Source organism: Amycolatopsis sp. NPDC104587, from assembly GCF_055583645.1.
Map to the genome: position 1 here is coordinate 1 of NZ_JBVJNO010000030.1, position 22,531 is coordinate 22,531.

Consider the following 22,531-nt stretch of genomic DNA (forward strand, 5'->3'; position numbering starts at 1 on the left):
CCCGCTATGCCAAACGCGCCGCTTACTACCAGGCAGAACTCACCATCGCCGCCATCGTGCTCTGGCTCCGATGACTTACAGGACAGTGCCTAGTCGCCTGGTCGCCGGTCGCCAGTTGTCCACAGCCCGGCCGTGATGTGGACCATCTCGGCCGGGCCGCGGTTTTCGGGGCCTTCCGTCGGACCTCGCCGATACGCTGGAACGGGGATGGCCCCCAGGGAGGGCGGGCCCTGCGGTGGGGTCGGTCAGTGGCGCAGCAACAAGGACACGTCGCCGAACTCGTGCCACAAGTAGCGTCGCTCCACCGCCGCGTCGTACGCACGCTGGACCAACCCCGCTCCCGCCACCGCCTCCAGCAGCAACAGGTGCGACGCGTCCGGCGCGTGGAGCCCCGTGATGATCCCGTCCACCACGCGGGCCGGCCGGTCCGGGCCCAGCACCAGATCCGTCCATCCCTCGGCCGCGCGGACCACACCACCGGACGAAGCCGACTCCAACGCCCGGGCCGCCGTCGTCCCCACCGCGATCACCCGGCCGCCACGCTCACGCACCCACGACACCAGCGCCGCCGTTGTTGCCGGGACTCGGAAGCGCTCGGCCTGGGGTGGCTCGGCCGCCTCCGGGGAGGACACCCCCGTGTGCAGCAGCAGCGGCGCGAACAGCACCCCCGCCGTCACCAGCCGGGTCACCAGGGCCGTCGTGAACGGACGGGCCGCCGACGGCATCTCCGCGCTGCCCGGCTCGCGGGCGAACACCGTCTGGTAGTCCGACAAGGGCCACGCCCGGGGGACATAGCCGTACCGGATCGGCCGGCCTGCCGACGCCAGCAAGCCCCTGACCGGCACGGACACCGTCGCCCGCCACAGCCGGGACGCGCCCGGGACCGCCGGGGCCAGCAACGTCAGCGACGCACCCTCGGGCAACTCCACACGCTCGCCCGCGCGGCCGTCGAGGAGCGGCCCACCGGGGGCGCGCAGCTCGACGATCCACGCGCCGTCGTCCAGCTCCGTCGCGAAGTGGACGAGCACCGGACGGCCGGCGCGGGTCGCGTCGAGTGCTGCCGGGAGGGTTCCCGACGTGTTGACCACCAGCAGGTCGCCGGGCGAAAGGTGTGAGCCCAGCGACGAGAACACCGTGTGGTGGACGCCCGACGGCGAAGCGACCAGGAGCCGGACCTCGTCGCGGGCCAGGCCGCGGGCCTCCGGGGGCGCCGAGGCCGACAGCTCGTCCGGGAGGTCGAACCGGATGCTCATGCCGTCACCAAGAGGTCTGCGGCGCGGTAACGGCCGCTCGGCGGGCGCTCGTCGAGCAGCCGCAGGAATGCCGGGACCACGGACGACGGCAGTGGCCGGTCCGAGATGTCCTCGCCCGGGAACGCGCGCTGGTGCATCGCCGTGCGCAGGTCGCCCGGGTCGACCGCGTACACCGCCAGCTCCGGGTTCTCCACGCCCAGCACGGCGGTGAGCTGGTCGAGCGCGGCCTTCGCCGAGCCGTAACCGCCCCAGCCGTCGTACGCTTCGACGGCGGCGTCCGAGCTGACGTTGATGATCGTGCCGCGAGAAAGGGCAGGCAGCAGCAGCTGAGTCAAAGCCACCGGCGCGAAGACGTTCACGCGGTAGACGTTTTCCAGCTCCGCCAACGGATATCGGCCCAGCGGCGGCAATGGGCTGACGCCGAGGGAGCTGGCGTTGTTGACGAGCAGGTCAAGAGACGGGCAGGCGTCGGCCAGTGAAGCGCGGTGGGCCGGGTCGGCGACGTCGCCGGGGACGGCCGTGAAGCCGGTCTCCCGGGCCGCCGCGGCCAGGGCGGCCGTGTCGCGGCCGGTGCCGACGACCGTCCACTCGCGACTCACCAGGGCGGCCGCGAGGGCGCGGCCCAGCCCGGCGGACGCGCCGGTGATCAGTGCGGTGGGCATGGGTTCCTCCTCGAGAGGGCTACCCCGCCATCGTGAAACCTCTACGTTACTTGAGGTCAACCGGACGCCGGAGCAGGAAGTACGCTGCCAGCGAAACAACGAGCCCGACGTAGTACGCGAGATCCGCGCCGTGCAGGGCCGCGGCGACCGGTCCGGTGTAGAGGGACGTGTTCATGAACGGCACCGCCGCCCCGAACCCCACGACGAACGCCACCACGGCCGCCCAGGGCCGGACGGTCACCGAGGCGAGAACGTCCACCCGCCGCCCGCCGCGGGTCCGCGCGAGCCAGTCGGGCACGACCACCCCGAGGAACGGCGGGATCCAGTAGCTCACGAAGAGCAGGACGTTCTCGAACTTCGCCGAAAGGTCGCCGCTGTGCATCCAGAGGATCAGCGCGAACGCGAGCACCGTGACGAGCACCGCCGACACCGGGCGCCGCAGCCGGACGCCGACGGTCTGCAGGGCCAGCGAGCCGCTGTAGTCGTTCATCGCGTTCGACGACACCGCCGCGAGCGCGATCACCGCCAGCGCGAGCGCGCCGAGGAACCCGCCGCCGAGCAGGTGCGCGACCCCGGCCGCCGTCTGGTCGCCCAGGGACGCGCCCAACGCCAGGCCGAGCCCCTCGCCGATCACGTACGACGCCGTCAGCCCGAGCAGCGTCGCCCAGAAGACCGCCCGGGACGACGTCTCGACCGGCAGGTAACGGCTGAAGTCCGACGCGTAGGGCGCCCAGGAGATCGCCAGCGACAGCGTGATCGTCGTGAACAGCACCACGCCGCCGGCCAGGTCGGCGCCCGACGCGGTGTCGGTGGCGGCGATCGGGTGCCCGGAAAGAACCTTCACGGTGAGCGCGGCGAAGGCGAGCACGAGCAGCACGCTCATCACCGCCTGCACGCGGTGGATCAGCGCGTAGCCGAACACCCCGAGCGCGCACTGCAGCACGAGCACGATCAGCACCGCGGCCCAGAACGGCAGCCCGGTCAGCTCGGCCAGCGCCTCCCCGCCGAACAGCCCGACCAGCGCGTCCCAGGCGATCGAACCGAGCCACTGCACCAGGCCCGGGAGCACCACGGCGCGGCCGAACGGAAGCCGGGCGAGCGGGAGCTGGCCGGTGCCGGTGCGCGGTCCCCAGGTGGACAGGTACGCCACCGGCAGCGAGCCGAGGACAGTGCCGGCGAGCATCGCCGCCAGCCCCGTCCAGAACCCGAGGCCGAGCGACGCGGCGAGGGTGCCGGTGAAGACCGCCGTCATCGTCAGGTTCGGCGCGAACCACACGCTGAACAGCCGCCACGGCTTCCCGAACCGGTTGCCCGCCGGGACCGGCGCGATCCCGTGGGTTTCGATCGCCAGGTCACGGCCTCCGGTGGGCATCCGCCCGCCGAAGACGTCGGCGTCCAGTCCGCTCATGTGCTGCCTCCTCGTCGGCGTCACCCTAAAGCGCGCCCGCCCGGTGTAACGCGACGGCCCGAACGGGCGAATCACGGTTAGCCGTTGCCGGACCACCGCGGGGTCCCGCCAGGATTGCCCGGAGCTGGATCCGCGAAGCACACCGAGAGGGTGGTGTGGTGCAGCATCCGCGGACGCTCGCGATGACCGGCCTGCTCACGGCCGGTTTTGCGCTCGGCGTCACCGCGCTGGCGCTGAAGGCGGCGGAAGGCAGCCACTCCGCGCTCGACACCGCCCTGAGCACCGTCACCGGCTTCCTGTTCCTCCTCGCCGGCGCGGTCGCGCACGTCCGCCGCCCGGCCAACCCGATCGGCGTGCTGATCGCGCTCGCCGGGGTCGCGCTGTTCCTCGAAGACCTGCAGTTCACGCGCAGCCCGCTGCTGTACACGCTCGCCGTGCCGCTGCGGGCCGCGTCCAGCCCGGTGATCGCGCACCTCGTGCTCGCGTTCCCGCACGGCAGGCTGCGTTCGCGGTGGGAGCGGCTGCTCGTCGTGGCCGCGTACCTGGTCGTGCTCGGCTCGGGGGTGGTCGGGCTGCTGTTCAACGACGACCCCCGCGACCTCGTGGCGATCTCGCCCGACTCGGCGGGCGGCGCCTTCGCCGACCGCGCGCTGGAGCTCGTCGCGACGGCGATCAGCGCGGGGGTGGTCGTCGTGCTGCTCTACCGGTGGCTGTCCGGCCGGCTGCCGCAACGGCGGCTGCTCTCGCCGGTGATCGTCATCGCGCTGTTCGGCGCGCTGGCGTCGGGCACCGGCACGGCGCTCGGGGACGGCCACCCGCTGTCGGCGCCGCTGCTGCAGGTCTACCGGATCCTGTTCTGCCTGTGGCCGCTGGCGTTCCTCGTCGGCGTGCTGCGGGCCCGCGTCGGCAACGCCGAGATGATCCGGCTGCTGCTGGAACGCGACGGCACCGGGCTGGCCGCGCTGGTGCAGGACGACGAGGTGTGGAAGGACAGCCGGTCGATCGACGCGCTGAACGCGGCCGCCGGGCTGGTGCTCGACAACCAGCGGCTCACCGCGGAGCTGGAACAGCGGCTGGCCGAGGTGCGGGCGTCGCGCGCCCGGCTCGTCGCGGCGGGCGACGACGAGCGCCGCCGCCTGGAGCGCGACCTGCACGACGGCGCCCAGCAGCGGCTGGTCAGCGTGGTGCTGCTGCTGCGGATGGCCGACCGCAAGCACGGCGGCTCGCTGCCCCCGGCCGTCCGGGGGCTGCTCACGGGCACGGTCGACGAGCTGCAGACGGCGATCACCGAGCTGCGCGAGCTGGCCCGCGGCATCCGCCCGGCGATCCTCACCGAGGCGGGCCTGGTCCCGGCGGTCCGGTCGCTGGCCGACCGCATCCCGATCGACGTCGCGCTCTCGGTCGGCGAAGTGCCGCGCGTGGACGCGGCGGTCGAGGCGACGGCGTACTTCGTGACGTCGGAGGCACTCACGAACGCGTTGAAGCACGCTCAGACCGACCACGTCGACGTGCGGATCGTGATCGAGGAGGTGCGGCTGCGGGTCGAGGTGACCGACTCGGGCGTCGGCGGCGCGGACCTCGAGGGCGGCACGGGACTGGCGGGGCTGCGGGACCGCGTGCAGGCGCTGGGCGGGGAGCTCGAGGTCCGCAGCGGCGCCGGCGGGACCACGGTCTGCGCGGTCATCCCGCTGGCGGGCTCGTGAGCGTCCGGTAGCGCTGGATGTCGGTCCGGCGCAGGTAGGCGATCAACCGGCGACGGCGGCCGTTGAGCACGTGCAGCCCACGGCGGCTGTGGTGGTCCAGCCGGTGGCTTCGAGCGCCATGAACTCCCTTTCGAGGAGTGCTGGCCGGCGCGAAGCTCCGCGGGCCCAGGACGGCCGGGCGGGTTCGCGCGCGTCCCAGCGAATAACGGAAGGCCCCCTCACCGAGACGGCGAGGGGGCCTTCCGATCGAGGCGAAACTAGACGAGCAGCAGGAACAGCAGCCCGTTGGGCGTGCCGAGACCCGTCACGTCGTCGTAGCCCGGGGTCGTGTGGATGGTCAGACCCTGGTAGTCGAGCGTGCGCACCGAGGTGAGCAGGCCGTCCGACGCGTCGACCGAGTTCGCGTAGTCGACGCGCTCCACGGCGGCGTCCACGTGCTTCACATCGCTGATCGCCGGGGTGCGGGAGGTCAGCTTGTAGATCACGGGGTTGATGAAGCCGTGGTGGAAGTGGTCGAAGCTGTCGGCCACCGCCATGATGCCGGCGAACACCGGCGACGCGAGGCTCGTGCCGCCGATCCGGTACTGGTCGTAGTAGGCGCCGTCCGGGAAGGTCTGCGTCTGGCCGACCAGGAAGCCGGTGTTCGGGTCACCGATCGCCGAGATGTCCGGCACGACGCGGCCCTTGGTGTTGCCGGTCTGGTTCTTCTTCGCCAGCGCGTCCGGCACGACACCCTTCTGGTAGAAGGGCTGCGTGAACAGCCGGCTCGTGCCGCCACCGGAACCGCTGGTGTAGGCCGCGGGGCCGTAGACGCCGTTGGTCAGCGAGGACTTGCTGGTCTCCCAGCCGGTCTCGAAGATCCGCTTGCCGTCCTTGCCGATCGCGATGGACGTGCCGCCGACCGCGGTGATCCACGGCGCCGAGGCGGAGAAGTCCGGCGACGGCGTGCCGAGGCGCAGGACCTCGTCACCGTTGTCGCCCGAGGAGAAGTAGACGCCGATGCCCTCGAGCACCGCCTGCAGCGAGATCTGGTTGAAGACCTTGACCTCGTCGGCCGGGATGTCCTCACCGGTGTCGCCGTAGGAGTTCGACACGATGTCGGCCTTGTGGCCGGCGATCACGTAGTTCAGCGCCACGTCGAGGGCGTTGTCCTCGCAGGACTCGCCGCCGACGTACAGGATGTCCGCACCCGGCGCGAGACCGTGGGCGGCCTCGACGTCGAGGGTCTCCTCGCCGTACCAGCCCGCCGCGTCGCACTGGTCCGGCGGCTCGAGGACCGGGTTCGCCGGGAAGACGTGCTGCTTGAACTGGCTCTGCTTCAGCGGGTGCTGCGGGTCGTTCTTCTTCGCGTAGGTGCTCGCGTCGGAGTAGATCGTCGGCGAGGCGAACGCGTCCACGATGGCGATCGTGGTGCCCTTGCCGTCCGCGCCGACCTTGTCGACGCCGTAGGCCGAGCGCAGCTGCGCCGGGGTGTAGCCGCAGGGGGCGTACGGCAGGTGCTTGCCGTTGTAGGCGGGGTCGGTGGTGTCGACCTTCTCGCCGTAGTACGCGCTGCACGGCTTCGCGTTGCGGAAGCCGGGGCCGGGCGGGACGTCGGACGGCGTCGCGGAGCCGGTGGCGTGGTCGGGCTTGAACAGGTTGGTGGCCTGGTCGACACCGACAACACCGAGCACGTCGTTCGCCAGGTTCGCCGGCACCGACAGGTTCTTGTCGGCGGCGCGGAGGGTCTGGCCCTTGACCTTGTACTTGCCCAGCTTGACCGCGAAGGCGTTCTGCGTCTGGTCGGCGGTGCCGGTGGCCTCGACGTACGCGCGGTTCGACGGCACGTCGCCGATGCTGAACCCGCTGCCGGTCAGCCACGCCTTGACGGCGTTGACCGTTGCGTCGCTGGCGGCGAACCGGTCCCGCACCTGGTCGGTGCTCAGGAACTGGCGGTAGGTCTTGCTGTCCGGGTCGGACACGGCCTGCGCCAGCGCCTCGGCGCCGGCGTTGTCGCGCTGGTTCAGGTAGACCCGGAAGCTGAGCTTGGACGCGGGCGCCGTGTCGGCGACCTTCGCCTGCGCGTTCGCCCACAACGGGTGCGACTGCGGAATGTCCTGACGCCCCTGCGCGGACGCCGTCGCCGGCAGGGCGCCGGTCAGGCCACCCACCACCGCGAGCGAAAGGAGCAGGGTGGAGCTTCTTCGCACAGAAATCTCCCTCTTCGAAAGCGGCCCCCAGTTGAAGGACCTAGAACACCGGACGAGACTAGATCGGCGTTCCCTTCGCGGGAAGTGCTTGCGGAACCGTTATCTGGTCGCGAATTCACGTGCGCACGGGCGTGGTACGGAAATCCGATTTGTCGTGCGGAAAACGCGAAGAATAATACTCGATGCGCGGTAAGTCCGGTTCGTGACCGTATTACGGACCACGCCGGCCGGGCGCCCGCCACCTACGAAAGTCGGATGCTCCGTCCACTCTGGACTCCCCCGCTCGTGACGGCACTTCGGCCGTGGTCAGGCCCGTGCGGCGAGCCTGAGGTCCACCTCGGCCGGGGCGAACACGGACTCCACGACCATCACCACCACCCCGCCGAGCGCTTCGCCGCGGCCGCCGATTTCTACCTGCAACCGCTGCGTCGCGCGCGGCAGCGCCCGCCGGTAGAGCACTTCACGGACGCCGGCGACGAAGTGCGGTTCGGCGAGGTCTCCGGCGACCACCAGCACCCCCGGGTTGACCACGCAGACGAGCGTCGCGAGCACCTCCCCCACCTGGCGCCCGGCGAACTCGGCCAGCCGCACGGCGGCGGGTTCGCCGGCCAGGATCCGGTCGCGGACCCCCGAGCCCGACGTCGTCGGCAGGCCCAGCTCGGTCAGCCGGGCGGCCAGCGCGCCCCCGCTGGCGACCGCCGCGAGGCAGCCGAGCGAGCCGCACATGCAGCGGGCCTCCGGGTGGCCGGGCAGGCGGATGTGCCCGATGTCGCCGGCGCCGCCGTCGATGCCGCGGTAGACCTCACCGCCGATCACCAGCCCGGCGCCGATCCCGGTGGACACCTTGACGACCACCAGCGCGGCCGAGTCCGGGTACCGGGCGCGGTGCTCCCCCAGCGCCATCAGGTTCGCGTCGTTGTCGACCAGCACCGGAGCGCCGAACCGCGCGCCGAGGTAGGCGTCGATCGGGTAGCCGTCCCAGCCGGGCATGATCGGCGGCTGCGTGACGCGGGCGCGACCGGGTTCGACCGGGCCGGGGACGGAGATGCCGACGCCGCAGACCGGCCGGTCGCCCTCCGCGAGCATCGCCTCGAACCATTCGGCGATCCGGCCGAGCACGGGTTCCGGGCCGTCGGCGACCCGCACGGCGCCCTCGCGGTGCGCCAGCCGCCGTCCGGACAGGTCGGTGAGCGCCGCCTCGGCGTGCATCGTGTCGATGCTCGCGGCGAGGACCACGGCGTGCCGGTCGTCGAAGCGCAGCTGCCGCGCCGGGCGGCCACCGGTCGAGTCCTCCTGGCCGCCTTCGACCAGCAGACCGGCCGTCTGGAGCTGCTCGAGACGCGCGGTCAGCGTCGAGCGGGACAGCCCGCTGCACACGAGCAGGGCCTTGCGCGTGGTCGCCTGCCCGGTCCTGACCAGCCGCAACAGCTCGCCGGCCGACGTCGGAGCCGTCATCCCGAACCCCCTCTTCGGTCTGGTGGCATCATCTCAGTCCCGGACTTTTGTCCATTGACAAGACATAAGTAGGAGATAGATTGGACACATGGACGTAACATGGGGGCGGGCCGCGGCGGTCCTGGCGGACAACTGGCTCGGCGCGTCCACGGTGCCTTCGCGCGGGCTCTACCCGCACCAGTGGAGCTGGGACTCGGCCTTCATCGCGTTCGGCCTGCGTCACCTGGATCCGGCGCGGGCGCGGCTCGAACTGGAGACGCTCTTCTCCGCGCAGTGGCGCGACGGCCGCGTGCCGCACATCCTGTTCAACCCGGACACACCGCCGGAGGCCTACTTCCCCGGCCCGGACTTCTGGCGGGCGAACCGCACCTCGGGGCTGATCCAGCCGCCGGTGCACGCGCGGGCCGTGCTCGCCGTGCACCGCGCCGAGCCCGACCCCGGCTTCCTCGCGACGCTGTACCCGAAGCTGCGGGCCTGGCACGAGTACCTGCGGGTTTCGCGGGACGCCGGCGGGCGCGGGCTCGCGGCGATCGTGCACCCGTGGGAGTCCGGGATGGACAACAGCCCGGCCTGGGACGGCCCGCTTTCGCGCGTCACGCCGGTGGGCGGGTTCGTCCGCCGCGACCTGCAGCACGGCGCCGCGGCCGACCGCCCGAGCGACGAGGACTACGGCCGGTACGTCCGGCTCGCCGCCGACTACCGGGACAGCGGTTACCAGGACCCCGGAGACTTCGCCGTGGAAGACCCGGGGTTCAACGCGTTGCTGGCCGACGCCGAGCTCGCGCTGGCCGAGATCGCCGAGGAGCTCGGCCTGCCGGCGGCCGCCGCCGGCCACCGCGAGTCCGCGGCGCGTGTCGCGAAGGCGATGCAGGAGACGTTGTGGGACAACGGCTTCTTCTTCGCCCGCGACGTCCGCACCGGAACGCTCGCGCCCGATCACACCTGCGCGGGCCTGCTGCCACTGCTGCTGCCGGACCTGGCCGTCGCCCCGGCGCTGCTGGCGACGGCCACCGGCCCGCGGTTCCGGCTCGGGAGCGTCCACGGCGTCCCGAGCCACGACCTGACCGCGCCGACGTTCGACCCGGCCCGCTACTGGCGCGGGCCGTCGTGGTTCAACGTCGGCTGGCTGGTCCGGGAGGGCCTGCTGCGCCACGGCGAGCACGCCTTGGCCGCGCACCTGCGCGACGACCTCGTCGCGACGGCCGCCCGCACGGACTTCGCCGAGTACGTGGACCCGCTCACGGGCGAGGGCCACGGCACCCGCTCGTTCAGCTGGACCGCGGCCCTCACCCTCGACCTCCTCGCTCAGCCCGCCGCGGTCGCGTAGTCCGACCCGAGCCAGGTCTCGTCGATCCGCAGCCGTTTGTACCGGGTGCTGTCGCTGGACGCCGCGTACGTGCTCGTCACCTGCAGCCGCACGTACCTCGACGTCACCGCCGACAGGTCGACGAACTGGACACCGCGGTGGCTCGGGAGCGTGCCGGACTTGACCGCGCTCCCCCAGTTCTTGCCGTCGCTCGACACGAACACCTGGTACGCCTTGATCCGCGCGGACTGCTCACCCTCCGATCGGGCGTAGCTGACCGAGTCCTCCCGCTGGTTGATCCCGAGATACTGGACCTTCTTGGCCGAGCCGAGGTCGTAGTCCAGGTTCACCGGGAGGGTCTTGTTGTTGTCGAAGTAGGTCAGGTAGTCGCCGTCGCCGGCCGCCTGTCCACTGTGGCCGCTCGCCGACGCGCTCGCCTTGAGCGTCACCGTCTTCGGGTCGTACGTCCCGGTGCGGCCGGCGGTCTCGACCTCGAACACCGTGTCGTAGGTGTCCCAAGAGGACAGACCCGAAAGCGTCAGACTGCCGCCGCCCTGGGTGAACGAGATCGCGGCGCCGGTGCGCAGGTTCGTCACCTTTCCGACGCGATAGCCGTTGTCGCGGATCTTCAGGGTGTTCGTCGACGGCTTGGTCAGGACGTGGACGTACTGCGTGTCGCCCTTGATGGTGATCACGCCGTGCGCGCCGTCGTTCCAGAAGCCCGGCTGCATGCCGCCGTACATGTACCCGGCGCCTTCGGTGCCGCCGAGCGACTCCCAGATCCCGTCGAGGTAGGTGCTCGCGAAGTTGTTGAACGCCTCCTGGTTCGACGGGAACTTCCCGTTCACCATCGCCGTTTCGGCCATCAGCGACTTGATCGACGAGCCCGAGTTCGTGACCAGCCGGCCGATGTTGAGCTTCTTGTCGACCGAGGAGTTAGTGCCGCCGTACCACCACGAGCCGCTGTCGGGCAGCTTGAAGCACGCCTCGGTGAGCCGCGGCATCGCCGTGTACGTCGCCTGCGGGTAGTCATAGGACGGGCTCATCCCGGTCTTCTGCTCGTTGCTGATCGTGTCCATGATCGGCGTGTCTTCGTTGTTGTTGCTCAGCAGGTAGTCCGGGCGCTGCTGGTAGATCTGCTGGTACAGGTCGTGGGACTCCCAGTAGGCGTTGTCGTTGTCGATCCAGAAGCCGCCGAGGTCGGGGTAGTTCTTCATGACCTCGAAGAAGTTGTCGTAGCTGAACTGGCCGAAGCCGTCCTGGCTGTCGAGGTTGACGGTCTTGCCCTTGTACTTCGAGTAGCCGGCCGAGTCGAGCCACTCGTGGCCGCCCTCGTCGTGCCACTGGGCGTCGTTGGTCATGTAGAGGATGACCTTGAGGCCCTGGGGTTTCGCGGCGGCGACCAGCTCGCCGAGGAAGTCCCGCTTGGTGGCACAGCTGCCCGGGATCTTCGACGGCCACGCCCGCGAGTAGCCGAGCCGGCTGTGGAACGAGGCGAGCACGAGGTAGGACGCGTGCAGCTTCTTGGCTTCACCGACCCAGTAAGCGGGACTCCACCCGCCGTCGGTGATCGCCTTCTCCCAGGCGCTGCAGCTGGTGTAGCCCGGCGACGTGCGCATGCCCCAGTGCAGGAACAGGCCCGCCTGGCTGTCGCGCAGCCACTGCTGGGAAGGCTTTTGCAGATCGGCCGACGCCGGTGCGGCGAGGAGCCCGGACACCACGAGCGCCGCGGCGAACGCGACGGCTATCCGGCGGAGGAACCTGGCTGACATGAGTGACCTCCAGTGGTCTGGTCCACTCGGTGGTGTACTCCTGCGTTCGCCGGACGGTCAACCCTCAGGTCCGACCTTTTTCCCGTGTTTCGACTGCCGGTACACCGGACCTGCCGCCGTCCGGGTTAAATATCTGATATATGACGCTAGAGATCCGATCTCTGCTTGACTGGGCGTCCGGGAGGCGAGTAGATGTTCAGGCCAGAGAGCGCTTTCGCTCGAAGACCACCGCTCCGGCGACACGGGCAGCACGCCGCGCCCCCCAGAGCTGGTCGGGATGCCGACGGACGGCGGATCGGCATCCCGGCCACCCTTTCACCGCGTCGCGGGGCCAGTGCACGAAAGGACGACGAATGTCCGAGCACCCCCTTCGCCCGACCCGGCGCGCGGTCCTGGCCGGCACCCTGGGCGCCCTCGGCGCCCTCGCCGCGGCGGGTCCCGTCGCGCGGGCGGCCCTCCCGGCCGGTGCGGCGCCGCCGCCGGACTGGTCGCGGGCCGTCATCGACTCGACGATGAAGCGCTACACCCCCGACAAGATCGGCGGCTGGGGGTACACCCTCGGGCTGTACCTCTACGGTCAGTACCTCTTCTACAAGCGCACCGGCGAGAAGAAGTACCTCGACTACATCGTCGCGTGGTACGACCGCTTCATCACCGACAAGGGGATTTCGAACAGCTTCACCAACCTCGACTCGATGCGCTCGTGCCAGATGCTGCCGCTGCTGTTCGCCGAGACCGGCCGCACGAAGTACAAGACGGCGGCCGACCAGCTGCGCAAGCGGTTCCCGGCGTACCCGCGGACGTCCGACGGCGGCATGTTCCACGCCACCGGCAAGGTCGGCCAGCTGTGGGGCGACGGTGTGTACATGGCCCAGCCGTTCCTCGCGCTGTACGGCGCGGCGTTCGACGACGGCGCGTACTGCTTCGAGGAGTCGGCGAAGAACCTCGTGGTGTACTTCAGCCACCTTCGCGAACCGGCGAAGGGCCTGCTGTACCACGCCTACGACGAGGACGGCTCCGAGTCGTGGGCGTCCGGCGCCGGGCACCACTCGAAGTACCACTGGGCCCGCGCGATCGGCTGGTTCGGCATGGCGGCCATCGACATCCTCGAGGTCCTGCCGGCCACCCACCCGCGCCGGGCGGCCCTGATCGACATCGTGCGGTTCCTGGCCGCGGGCTACGAGCGTTACCAGGACCCGGCGACCGGCCGGTGGCACCAGGTGGTCGACCGCGGCGCCGATTCGAAGAACTGGCTGGAGACGTCGGCGTCGTCGATGTACACGTTCACGATGTCCCGCGGCGTCCAGCGCGGTTACCTGCCGGCGTCGTACCAGGCGGTGGCGGACCGCGGGTACGCCGGAGTCCTCCGTAAGGTCTCGGTGGGCTCCGACGGCCTGACGAACATCACGGACATCTGCGAAGGAACCAACGTCGGCGACCTGTCGTACTACTACGCCCGCGCGCGCAAGACCAACGACTTCCACGGCCTGGGCGCGTTCCTCATCATGAACGAGCAGTACAGCCACTGACCACGAGGCGCGCCGCAGAAGGGGCCCCGGCCACCGGCCGGGGCCCCTTCGTCCTTACGGAAAGGGCATCACACGTGATTGAGCAGGCATCACGCGTGATTGAGCGGGAATCAGCGTGATGCCCCTTCAGACACACGTGATGCCTCTCTGATCACGGGTGATGCCTCTCTGATCACGGGAGTGTCAGCAGGTGGAGGTGGAGCCTGAGGTGTTCAGGCGGAGGGACGCGCCGGACGTGGTGGCCGAGTCCTTCACGCAGTAGCCCGTCACCGTCTGGAAGCCGATGTCGAACGGGCTCTTCGCGCCCTTCTCCGCGGTGAAGTGGTCGAACGTGATGTCGGAGCTGTTGTTGACGATGCTCGCCGGGCGGCCGTCGTCCTTGGCGAACTCCACCGAGCTGTCCACGAACTTCACCCCCGACGCGTAGTGCAGGTACCAGCCGTACGACGGGCGGGTGCCGATGCTCTTCGGGTTGTAGTCGGTCGCGTCGTTGCTCGGGACGCCGGTGCCCATCGTGCCGTTGCCGCCCGGGACGTTCAGGTGCACGCCGGTGAAAGTGACGTCCGAGACGCGGTGCGCGCTGTCGGCGCCCCAGATCGTCGGGCTGAAGCTGGTGCCGGTGTGCGTACCCGTGACGTTGTCGAACGTGATGCCGCTGATCGAGCCGACCCCCGGGGAGTCGCCGCACCGCTTGCGCGTGCCGATCTTCATCATGACCGGGGAGTACGTTCCGGACATCGTGATGTTGCGGTAATGGACGTCCGAGATCTTCGCGCCGTCCATCGAAACGATGCCGATGCCCGATTTGTGGGCGCTGGTGATGGTGATGTCGGAGAACTGGTAGCCGGTGAAGTCACCACACGTCTCGGACCCGAACATCAGCGCGTTGCAGCACTGCGCCGACAGTTTCGCGTTGTTCACCGTGACGTTCCCGTTCGGCAGTTTCGCGCCGAGCGCGTAGTCACTCTTGAACACGAGTGCGTCGTCGTTCGCCGCGATGTTCGCATGGGTGATCGTGACGTTCGTCGTGCTGATGATGTTCCAGCCGTCGCGGTCGCTCGCGGTGTCAATCGTGAGCTTGTCCGACACGACGTTCGTGCAGCCGTTGATCAGCGCCGCGAAGTGCCCGCCGCGGCGCAGCTTGATCCCCGACAGCGTGAGCCCGTCACAGCGGGTGAGCGAAAGGATCTTGTCGGCCTCGCCGGACTTCGGGTTGCCGGTGATGAGGCTTCCCCCGCCGTCGATCGTTCCCGCGCCGGTGAAACCGATGTTCGTCAGCTTGTCGCCGTAGAACATCGCGTTGTGGAAGTGGCTGTGGCCGTAGTCCTGGTACTTGTCCCACTGGTTCGACTCGGGCTTGTCGTAACTGTCCGCACTCGACCCGCTGATCGTCGCGCCCGCGTCGAGCTGGATCGTCACGTTGCTCTTGAGGTGGACGGTGTTGGCCGACTTGTAGCTGCCCGAGGTGAACCGGACGGTGCCGCCGCCGGCCGCGTTGGCCGCGGTGATCGCCTTGTCGATGGCCCCGGAATCGTTGGTGGAACCGTTTCCCTTGGCCCCGTAGTCCTTGACGTCGTAAACGCCGCCGGGCGCGGCCGAGGAGACCCCGGCGCCGGTGGCCACCAGTCCCGCCACCGCGAAGGTGATCAGCAGAACGGTTCTTTTCGCTTTCACGTGAACCCGCCTTGTCATGGAATCGAAAAATTCGGCACGACGGCGGAGCACTCAGATTACGAGTGGCGCGTGGGAACTGTCAAGATCACGCCCTTTTCCCGACAAAGCCGGGGAGGACCCGCGTCACCCCCAGTCGGACGCGGGTCCCCCCGGTGTCCTCGTCAAGATTTCCGGAGTCTACCTCCGTCGGGACCGAGGAAACCGTGTGTGGCGCACGGCCGTGCCCATGAATCCGTCATGATCGACGCCGGTCACGGAAAACCTACGCCGGCGGAGAGCAAGGTGAACGCCCGTTCGGCCGCCTCGACGGCCTCCGGGAGCCGCCGCGCCGCGGGCACCCCGGCCGCGACGGCGTCCATGTTCGCCGTGGCCAGCAGCCGGCGGACGGCCGCGATCTGCGCGGCGGCGAGACCCGCGTCGCGCGCCGGGACACCGGCCTCGGTGAGCGCGGCCGCCAGTGCCGACTCCCCCGCCGACGTGAACGCCGCCAGCCGCGCCACCAGCGCCGGGGTGCCGGTGACGAGCCGGAACACCGCGACGACGGCCGGCTCGTCACACAGGCCGGTGACCGGTGCACGCTCGTCGAGCCCCCGCAGGAACGCCTCCCGCAGCGCGGCGAGCGGCCCCTGGCCCGGCCGGCGGGCGCGGACGACGTCCGCCGCGTCGGTCTCGTGGTCGGCGAACCGGTGCAGGACCAGGTCCTCCTTGGTCGGGAAGTACGCGAAGAGCGTCCGCTTGGACACTTCGGCCGCCTTCGCCACTTCGGCGACCCCGACGGCGTCGAACCCGCGCTCCAGGAAGAGCCCGATCGCCGCCGTCGAGATCGCCGCCCGCGTGCGGAGCTTCTTGCGCTCCCGCAGGCCCAGTTCATCGGTCACGTCACACAGCGTAGCGTTGTGGTTCAGACTTTCTGCAGGCCAGGCTTCCCCGCTTGCACTACGTAGCTGACGTCGTTCTTGATGACCACCTTCGCCGGGTCGTAGACGCTGGTGTCGGAGGTGGTCATGAAGTCCGCCCGCATCTGCGACGGCGTGGTCGTGACGCGGACGTAGCCGCGCTCGCCCTTGCAGTACTTGACGTGGGGGTTGTTCGCCAGCCAGGCCGCACTCGGCGGGGCCGCGTCGTCGCTGTTGCTCGTCACCGACGTCGTGACCAGCTCCGAGCCGATCAGCGGGTCGCTGTGGTCGAAGTAGTCCAGGCGCAGGTCGGCGGCCCAGTGGCGGTGGACGTCGCCGGTGAGCACCACCGGGTTGGCGACCTTCCGGTCGACCCAGCCCTTCGCGATCCGGTCGCGCGAAGCCTCGTAACCCTGCCAGGAGTCGGGGCTCTCGCAGGTGGCCTTGTTGCCGTCGCCGTCCCGCGTGGCGAAGAAGACCTGCTGGCCGAGGAAGTCCCAGGTGGCCGGGTGCGACTCGAACTGCTTGAGCAGCCACGCCTCTTCGGTGCTGCCGAGGATGCTGCGCGAGGTGTTGCGCATGTCGGTGCAGGCCGGGCCCGTGGAGCCCGACGGGTCGGCCACCTGAGCGTTGCGGAACTGGCGCGTGTCGAGCATGTGGAACCGGGCCAGGTTGCCCCACACGACCTGGCGGTACAGCTGGATCGACGCGCCGTTCGGCTTCGCGGTCGAGCGGATCGGCGTGTGCTCGTAGAACGCCTGGAACCCGGCGGCCTTGCGCGCGGCGGGCGCGGGCGAGGTGGTGCCGTTCCAGTTGTTCATCACTTCATGGTCGTCGAATACCACCACCCAGGGCGCGATCGCGTGCGCGGCCTGCAGGTCGGCGTCGGTCTTGTGCTGGCCGTGGCGGGCACGGTAGAGCGCGAGCGTGGTCGCGTCGTCGGCGACGGCGAGGCTGCGCGGGTTGCGGTCCGCGGCGGCGCGGCCCGACTTCTTCTCGTAGATGTAGTCGCCGAGGAACAGCACCAGGTCCGGGTTGTCGGCGACGACGCCCTTGTACGCGTGGTAGTAGCCCTCCTCCCAGTGCTGGCAGGAGGTGAAGCAGTACTTGAGCTGGTTGACGGCGGCGCCCGCGGCGGGCGCGGTGCGCGTCCGGCCGACCGGCGAGATGTAGCCGGAAGTCTTGAAGCGGTAGAAGTACTCGCGCGCCGGCTGCAGGCCCACCGGTTCGATGTGGACGCTGTGCGCGGACGCCCGGACCGCGCTCACCGACCCGCTCTGCACGACCGAGGAGAACGCCTCGTCGTTCGCGATCTCCCAGTCGACCGCGTAGGTCGCGTCCGGCATGCCGCCGAAACCGTCGGCGTTGAGCGGCGCCGGCGCGAGTCTCGTCCAGAGCACCACGCTGTCGGGGAGCGGGTCGCCGGAGGCGACGCCGAGCTGGAAGGGGTCGTGGATGGCGGGCGCGGCCGCGGTGGTGCGGGCGTTCGCCCAGGACGGCAGCGCCGCCGAAGCCGCGGTGGCGGTGACCGCGGCGAGCCCGCCGAGGAGCACCTTGCGCCGGTTGACCTGAACCATGTCGGAAGACCTTTCGGGGAGGGGAGACGCGGTCAGGCCGCGAAGTCGGTGATGCCGTCGCTGCAGGACTTCAGGTCCGGCTTGGCGGTGGTGTAGTTCGCGACGCAGACCTTGTAGAAGACCCAGCCGCCGTGCGGGACGCTCACCGCCTTGTCGACCTTCGTGCCCTCACCTCCGGAGTTCCAGACGTAGAACGGCCCGGCGCCGCCCTTGAGCCAGTACGCGACGACGGCCGAGTAGCCGTCGGCATCGGTGTCGTAGACCAGGAAGTGCGAGTCGGACGAGCGGTACTGCGCCTCCCCCGCGCAGGCGTCGGCGCACTGGCCGCTGCCCGTGCCGACGCCGCAGTCGGGCGCGATCCGCTGGTCGGAGCCGGTGTAGACGTAGGTGTCCGAGATGTACCCGCCGAGCGTGGGCACGTAGTCCCACAACGTGCTCGTGCCGTAGGTCCCGGTCACCGACGAGCCGGTGAGCTGGCAGTCGATGGTCACGGACGCGCCGTTGGCGACGGTCTTGACGGCCGTGGCGCCCGCGGTGGGCGCCCGGCGGACGTTGAGCGGGTCACCCGCGGTCTTGACGGTGCCGGTCGCCGCGGCGGACGCTTCGAGCGCACCGCCCACGGCCAGCGCGCCGACCACCGCGAGGACGACCCCGATCCCGGCGATCCGCCGGAGGTTCAAACGCTTCATGGCGGGAGCGTGACGCCGGGCCATACACGTCGCGTACAAAGGCCGTGGCCTGCGCGCAGACACTCCGAATGGATCTATCCGTTCGCCTGGCCGGGAAATAGCATCCGGGCATGGGGGAACTCATCGGGCAGGTTGAGACCACCTCGCTTACCATCCGCGTCCTCGGTCCGCTGGAGGTCACCGCCGGCGGGCAGGTGGTCGGCCTCGGCGGGCCGAAGCCCCGGCTGCTGCTGGCCGCGCTGGCGTTGCAGCCGAACATCGTCGTGTCGGCGGACGTGCTGGTGGAAGTGCTGTGGCCGGAGTCGGCGCCGCGGTCGGCCGCGGCGAACATCCGCACGTACGTGCACTCCCTGCGAAGACGGTTCGCCGAGATCGACCCCGCCCTCGGCGAGCGGATCAGCAGCCGGGCCTCCGGCTACCTGCTGACCGCGTCGCCCGGCGAACTGGACCACCTCGCCTTCGCCGCCGTGGCCGGCGAAGCGCAGGAAGCGCTCGAGCACGGCGACGCCGAGAGCGCTCTCAAGCTCCTCGACCGGGCCGACGCGCTGTGGCGCGGCGAAGTCCTCGAAGGACTGCCGCACGACCACAGCTGGGGCGCGACCGTCGCCCGGCTCGCCGAGCTGCGGCTTTCGGTGCAGGAACAGCGGTTGCGGGCGCGGATCGACCTCGGCCGCACCGGCGAGGCCGTCGCCGAGCTGCGCGGCCTGGTCACCGAGCACCCGCTGCGCGAAGAGCTCTGGGCGCAGCTGATCGTCGCGCTGCGGGCCGCCGGCCGGACCGCCGACGCCGTCGAAGCGTACGAAGCCGCCGAGCGGGTCCTCGCCGAAGAGCTCGGCGCCGAACCCGGCGCGCGGCTGCGCGAACTGCGCGCGACGCTGGTGCCGGAGAGCGTGCTCGCGCCGCGCCCCGCCGACGTCGTCCCGGTCTGCCAGCTGCCGCTCGACCTGCCCGACTTCACCGGCCGCGACGACGTGCTCCGCGAGGTCGTCACGCTGATGCGGGAGCGCGCGAACTCCGGCGCCCCGGCGGTGATCGTGCTTTCGGGCGCGCCCGGGGTCGGCAAGTCCGCGGTGGCGGTCCGGATCGCGCACGCCGTCCGCGACGACTTCCCCGACGGGCAGCTGCACGTCGACCTGGCCGGCACGTCGTCGTCGCCGCGGGCGCCGATGGGCGTGCTAGCCGAGCTGCTGCACGCGCTGGGCATCCCGGACGCCGGCCTGCCGCGCGAGCCGGCCGAGCGCTCGGCGCTGCTGCGGTCGCGGCTGGCCGGGCGGCGCATGTGCGTGGTGCTCGACGACGCCGGGAGCGCCGCCCAGGTGCGCCCGCTGCTGCCCGGCGCGGGCGCCTGCGCGGTGCTGGTGACCAGCCGGCTCCGGCTGCCCGGGCTCGCCGGGGCGAAAGCCGTCGACGTCGACCTGCTGCCCGAAGACGAGGGCGCGCGGCTGCTGGAGGGCATCGTCGGCGCCGAGCGAGTGGCCGCCGAGCCGGAGAGCGCCGCGGCGATCCTGCGCCAGTGCGGGCACCTGCCGCTGGCGATCCGGGTGGCCGGCGCGAAGCTGACGCACCGCCCGGGCTGGACGCTGCGGCTGCTGGCCGACCGGCTGCGTGACGAGCACCGCCGGCTCGACGAGCTGCGCGTCGGCGACCTCGCCGTCCGCGCGAGCGTGACGCTGTCCTACGACCTGCTGCCGATGTCGGCGGCCACCGCGTTCCGCGGGCTCGGGCTGCTCGGGCCGGTCCAGTTCCCGGGCTGGGTGGTCGCCGCCGTGCTCGGCCGCCGCGACGCCGAGGACGTCCTCGACGTCCTGGTCGACGGCCACCTCGTCGAGCTCGTCGGCTCCGACTCCGCCGGGCAGCCGCGCTACCGCCTGCACGACCTCCTGCGCGTGTACGCGGTCGAGCTCGTGGAGCAGAGTGACGCGGCGAAGACGCGTGCCGGGCTTCGCCGGGTCCTCGAGGGGTATCTGGCGCTCGCGCTGGAAGCCGCGCGCCGGATGCCGCTGCACTTCTTCGGCATGTACTGCGACGACGAGCTGCCGCGCCCAGCGGTGCCCGCCGACGTGCTGCCGGACGACCCGGCGGCGTGGTTCGCGGCCGAGCGGCACACGAGCGTCGCGGCGGTTTCGCTGGCCGCCGAGCACGGCTTCGACGACTCGGCGTGGCAGCTGGCTTCGGCGCTGACGCCGTACTTCGACCTGCGCGGCCACCAGGACGACTGGCACGCGACGCACACGATCGCCCTCGCCGCGGCCCGCCGGACCGGCTCGCTGCGCGCCGAGGCGATCGTGCAGCGCAACCTCGGTCAGTACCTGCTCTACCAGGACGAATACGCCGAGTCGCGGGTGGCGTTCGAGGAGTCGAAGGCGCTGTTCGAGCGGGTCGGCGACGCCTCGGGCATCGGCATCGCGCGGACCGGGCTCGCGACGATCCTGCGCATCGAGGGTGAGGACGACCGCTCGCTCGAGCACTGCCACGAAGCGCTGAAGCTGTTCGCCGAGGCCGACGACCGGCACGGAGAGGCGGTCGCCCGGATCAGCGCCGGCGCGGTTTGGATGTCGCGCGGCTGCTACGCGGCGGCGAAGCGCTGGTTCACCGACGCGCTGGAGCTGTCGGCGGAGATCGGCGACCGCCACCGCGAGGCCCACGCCTTCAAGCGGCTCGGGCTGCTGTTCCAGCACCAGGGCAACCTGGCGGCGGCCCGCGAGCACGTCGACCGCGCGATCGCGATCTTCACCGACCTCGGCGACGACCACTGCGTCGGGTACGCGAACCAGAACCTCGGCGAGCTGTGCCTGCACAGCGGGGACTTCGCGCACGCGCAGCTGCTGCTGGTGAACTCGCTTTCGGTGCACCGGCGCAACGGCGACCGGCGGTCGGAGGCGGAGGTTTCGCAGCTGCTCGGCGAGCTGCACCGGGCACTGGCGCAGCCGGAACGCTCGCGGGACTACTCGGAGCGCGCGCTGGCGATCTGGCGCGAGCTGTCGTCGCGCCCGCCGGAGCCCGCCGCGGCCGAGCCTCCGCACATCGTGTCCGCCTGACGCACAACCTGCTTGTACGGATCATGTACGCCGTCCCGTCAGTCTTTCGCCACGTTCGAGTGAACAGGTGCGAAGGGAGAACCGGGGATGATCCGGATCAGGAAGACCGGCCGCGTGACCGCGGTGGTTCTGGCCGCGGGGGCGGTGACGGCGCTGGCCGGAGGCCCCGCCCACGCCGCGACGGCGGGCAGCGCGGGCTGGACCGCGGATTTGTCCACTGTGGACACCGATGACGTCAACGTCGCCGCCGCGGGTGGGACGCTGACGCTGGCCGACGCCGCGTGGCACAGAACCGCGCGGGTGTTCGCCGGCAGTGAAGGCAGCCTCACCACCGCCGAGCACACGCTGGGTACGCCGGCCAACCGCGTCAGCGCGGAACTGGCCGCCGACACCCCGAAGGGCACGTCGGTCGACGTCGACGTCCGCGGGCGGACCGGCGTGAACGACTGGACCGAGTGGACACCCGCGGGCACCACGCTGAAGTCCGCCGTCGGCTCGGTGCAGGTGCGCGTCACCCTGCACAGCACCACCGACGGCGTGCGGCCGTCGGTCAAGAACATCACGCTGAGCGCCGACAACGCGCCGCAGGCCAACGCGCTGGCCGCGGCGGCCGCGCTGACCTACAAGGTCTACGGCACCCGCGAAGGCCTGATCGGCGGGACGACCGCCAACGGCCACGTGATCACCAGCCGCGACCACTTCGTCGCGCTGCCGTCCGGGAAGGGCCTGTCCGGCAAGGGATCCGGCACCTACTCGGTCCGCGTCTGCCGCACCGACGGCAGCAAGTGCGAGTACGCGCCGGTGTGGGACATCGGCCCGTGGAACGAGCAGGACGACTACTGGAACCCGGCGGCGACCCGGACGAAGTTCAAGGACCTGCCGCAGGGCCAGCCCGAGGCGTACGCCGCGTACTACAACGGGTACAACGGCGGCAAGAGCGGCCTCGGGTACAAGGTGGCGAACCCGGCCGGCATCGACCTCGCCGACGGCGTCTTCTGGGACGGGCTCGGCATGTCCGACAACGGCAACGTGAACGTCACCTACCTGTGGACCGGCTCCGGCCCGACCGGCGTGGTCAGCACCGCGGGCGACCCGATGAACGTCCGCGCGAGCGCGAGCACCTCGGCGGCGATCAAGGGCCTCGCGGCGAAATACGCCAAGGTGAACATCGAGTGCTACACCCTCGGCGACACGGTCACCGGCAAGTTCGGCACCAGCAACATCTGGGACCGGATCGGCCCCGGCCACTACGTGTCGGACACCTACCTGCAGACCGGCTCGGACGAACCCGTCGCCCCGCTCTGCTGAGCCGGTTCGAGTGCTCCTCGAGCATCGCTTCGAGCGCTCCTCGAGCATCGCGTGGTTGACTGCCCTCTCCCC

16 protein-coding genes are annotated in these 22,531 nt (G+C 70.8%); 5 read left to right on the forward strand and 11 right to left on the reverse strand.

What is annotated here, in order from left to right; all coding sequences use genetic code 11:
* Window positions 1-245: 245 nt before the first annotated feature.
* From ACZ61C_RS47480 to ACZ61C_RS47490, 3 genes are read right to left on the reverse strand one after another with little or no spacing between them, the layout of a single operon-like run.
* Window positions 246-1,253: an S-adenosylmethionine:tRNA ribosyltransferase-isomerase gene (locus ACZ61C_RS47480; RefSeq protein WP_465314597.1), complete on the reverse strand. Its 1,008-nt coding sequence runs from the start codon at window positions 1,251-1,253 to the stop codon at window positions 246-248.
* The gene (locus tag ACZ61C_RS47485) at window positions 1,250-1,915 is read right to left on the reverse strand and encodes an SDR family NAD(P)-dependent oxidoreductase (RefSeq protein WP_465314598.1); all 666 of its coding nucleotides are present in this window, start codon (window positions 1,913-1,915) and stop codon (window positions 1,250-1,252) included. The genes ACZ61C_RS47480 and ACZ61C_RS47485 overlap by 4 nt, the downstream gene beginning before the upstream one ends.
* A 46-nt stretch (window positions 1,916-1,961) precedes the next feature.
* On the reverse strand, window positions 1,962-3,323 hold the full coding sequence (locus ACZ61C_RS47490) for a purine-cytosine permease family protein (protein ID WP_465314599.1): 1,362 nt from the start codon (window positions 3,321-3,323) through the stop codon (window positions 1,962-1,964).
* Between the two features lie 158 nt (window positions 3,324-3,481).
* On the opposite strand from ACZ61C_RS47490, the gene ACZ61C_RS47495 reads away from it, so the two are divergent.
* Window positions 3,482-5,026 carry a sensor histidine kinase gene (locus tag ACZ61C_RS47495; RefSeq protein ID WP_465314600.1) on the forward strand — a complete coding sequence of 515 codons (1,545 nt, stop codon included), beginning with the start codon at window positions 3,482-3,484 and terminating at the stop codon, window positions 5,024-5,026.
* Here the strand turns inward: ACZ61C_RS47495 and ACZ61C_RS47500 are convergent.
* The 3 genes from ACZ61C_RS47500 to ACZ61C_RS47510 all read right to left on the reverse strand — a co-directional run bounded on the left by ACZ61C_RS47500 (window position 5,004) and on the right by ACZ61C_RS47510 (window position 8,670).
* Window positions 5,004-5,096 (reverse strand): hypothetical protein, encoded by a 93-nt coding sequence (locus ACZ61C_RS47500; RefSeq protein WP_465314601.1) that lies wholly within the window; start codon window positions 5,094-5,096, stop codon window positions 5,004-5,006. The genes ACZ61C_RS47495 and ACZ61C_RS47500 overlap by 23 nt on opposite strands.
* A 187-nt stretch (window positions 5,097-5,283) precedes the next feature.
* Entirely contained in the window at window positions 5,284-7,215 is a 1,932-nt protein-coding gene (locus tag ACZ61C_RS47505; protein WP_465314602.1) for a S53 family peptidase, read from the reverse strand.
* 306 nt (window positions 7,216-7,521) lie between these two features.
* Entirely contained in the window at window positions 7,522-8,670 is a 1,149-nt protein-coding gene (locus ACZ61C_RS47510) for an ROK family transcriptional regulator (protein ID WP_465314603.1), read from the reverse strand.
* Between the two features lie 88 nt (window positions 8,671-8,758).
* On the opposite strand from ACZ61C_RS47510, the gene ACZ61C_RS47515 reads away from it, so the two are divergent.
* The gene (locus ACZ61C_RS47515; protein ID WP_465314604.1) at window positions 8,759-9,997 is read left to right on the forward strand and encodes an MGH1-like glycoside hydrolase domain-containing protein; all 1,239 of its coding nucleotides are present in this window, start codon (window positions 8,759-8,761) and stop codon (window positions 9,995-9,997) included.
* Here the strand turns inward: ACZ61C_RS47515 and ACZ61C_RS47520 are convergent.
* On the reverse strand, window positions 9,976-11,748 hold the full coding sequence (locus tag ACZ61C_RS47520) for an alpha-L-fucosidase (RefSeq protein WP_465314605.1): 1,773 nt from the start codon (window positions 11,746-11,748) through the stop codon (window positions 9,976-9,978). The genes ACZ61C_RS47515 and ACZ61C_RS47520 overlap by 22 nt on opposite strands.
* 353 nt (window positions 11,749-12,101) lie before the next feature.
* Here ACZ61C_RS47520 and ACZ61C_RS47525 point away from each other — a divergent pair, with 353 nt between their 5' ends.
* Window positions 12,102-13,277, forward strand: coding sequence for a glycoside hydrolase family 88/105 protein (locus ACZ61C_RS47525; protein WP_465314606.1), 1,176 nt, complete (start codon window positions 12,102-12,104; stop codon window positions 13,275-13,277).
* Window positions 13,278-13,460: 183 nt separating this feature from the next.
* Here the strand turns inward: ACZ61C_RS47525 and ACZ61C_RS47530 are convergent, their stop codons facing one another.
* The 4 genes from ACZ61C_RS47530 to ACZ61C_RS47545 all read right to left on the reverse strand — a co-directional run bounded on the left by ACZ61C_RS47530 (window position 13,461) and on the right by ACZ61C_RS47545 (window position 18,113).
* Entirely contained in the window at window positions 13,461-14,951 is a 1,491-nt protein-coding gene (locus ACZ61C_RS47530) for a glycoside hydrolase family 28 protein (protein WP_465314607.1), read from the reverse strand.
* 251 nt (window positions 14,952-15,202) lie between these two features.
* Entirely contained in the window at window positions 15,203-15,829 is a 627-nt protein-coding gene (locus ACZ61C_RS47535; protein WP_465314608.1) for a TetR family transcriptional regulator, read from the reverse strand.
* A 23-nt stretch (window positions 15,830-15,852) separates the two neighbouring features.
* Window positions 15,853-17,424, reverse strand: a complete 1,572-nt coding sequence (locus ACZ61C_RS47540) for an alkaline phosphatase D family protein (RefSeq protein WP_465314609.1) — start codon at window positions 17,422-17,424, stop codon at window positions 15,853-15,855.
* A gap of 32 nt (window positions 17,425-17,456) precedes the next feature.
* Window positions 17,457-18,113, reverse strand: coding sequence for an SH3 domain-containing protein (locus ACZ61C_RS47545; RefSeq protein WP_465314610.1), 657 nt, complete (start codon window positions 18,111-18,113; stop codon window positions 17,457-17,459).
* Window positions 18,114-18,223: 110 nt separating this feature from the next.
* Here ACZ61C_RS47545 and ACZ61C_RS47550 point away from each other — a divergent pair, with 110 nt between their 5' ends.
* Window positions 18,224-21,151, forward strand: coding sequence for an AfsR/SARP family transcriptional regulator (locus ACZ61C_RS47550; protein ID WP_465314611.1), 2,928 nt, complete (start codon window positions 18,224-18,226; stop codon window positions 21,149-21,151).
* Window positions 21,152-21,238: 87 nt separating this feature from the next.
* On the forward strand, window positions 21,239-22,459 hold the full coding sequence (locus ACZ61C_RS47555; RefSeq protein WP_465314612.1) for a hypothetical protein: 1,221 nt from the start codon (window positions 21,239-21,241) through the stop codon (window positions 22,457-22,459).
* Window positions 22,460-22,531 lie beyond the last annotated feature (72 nt).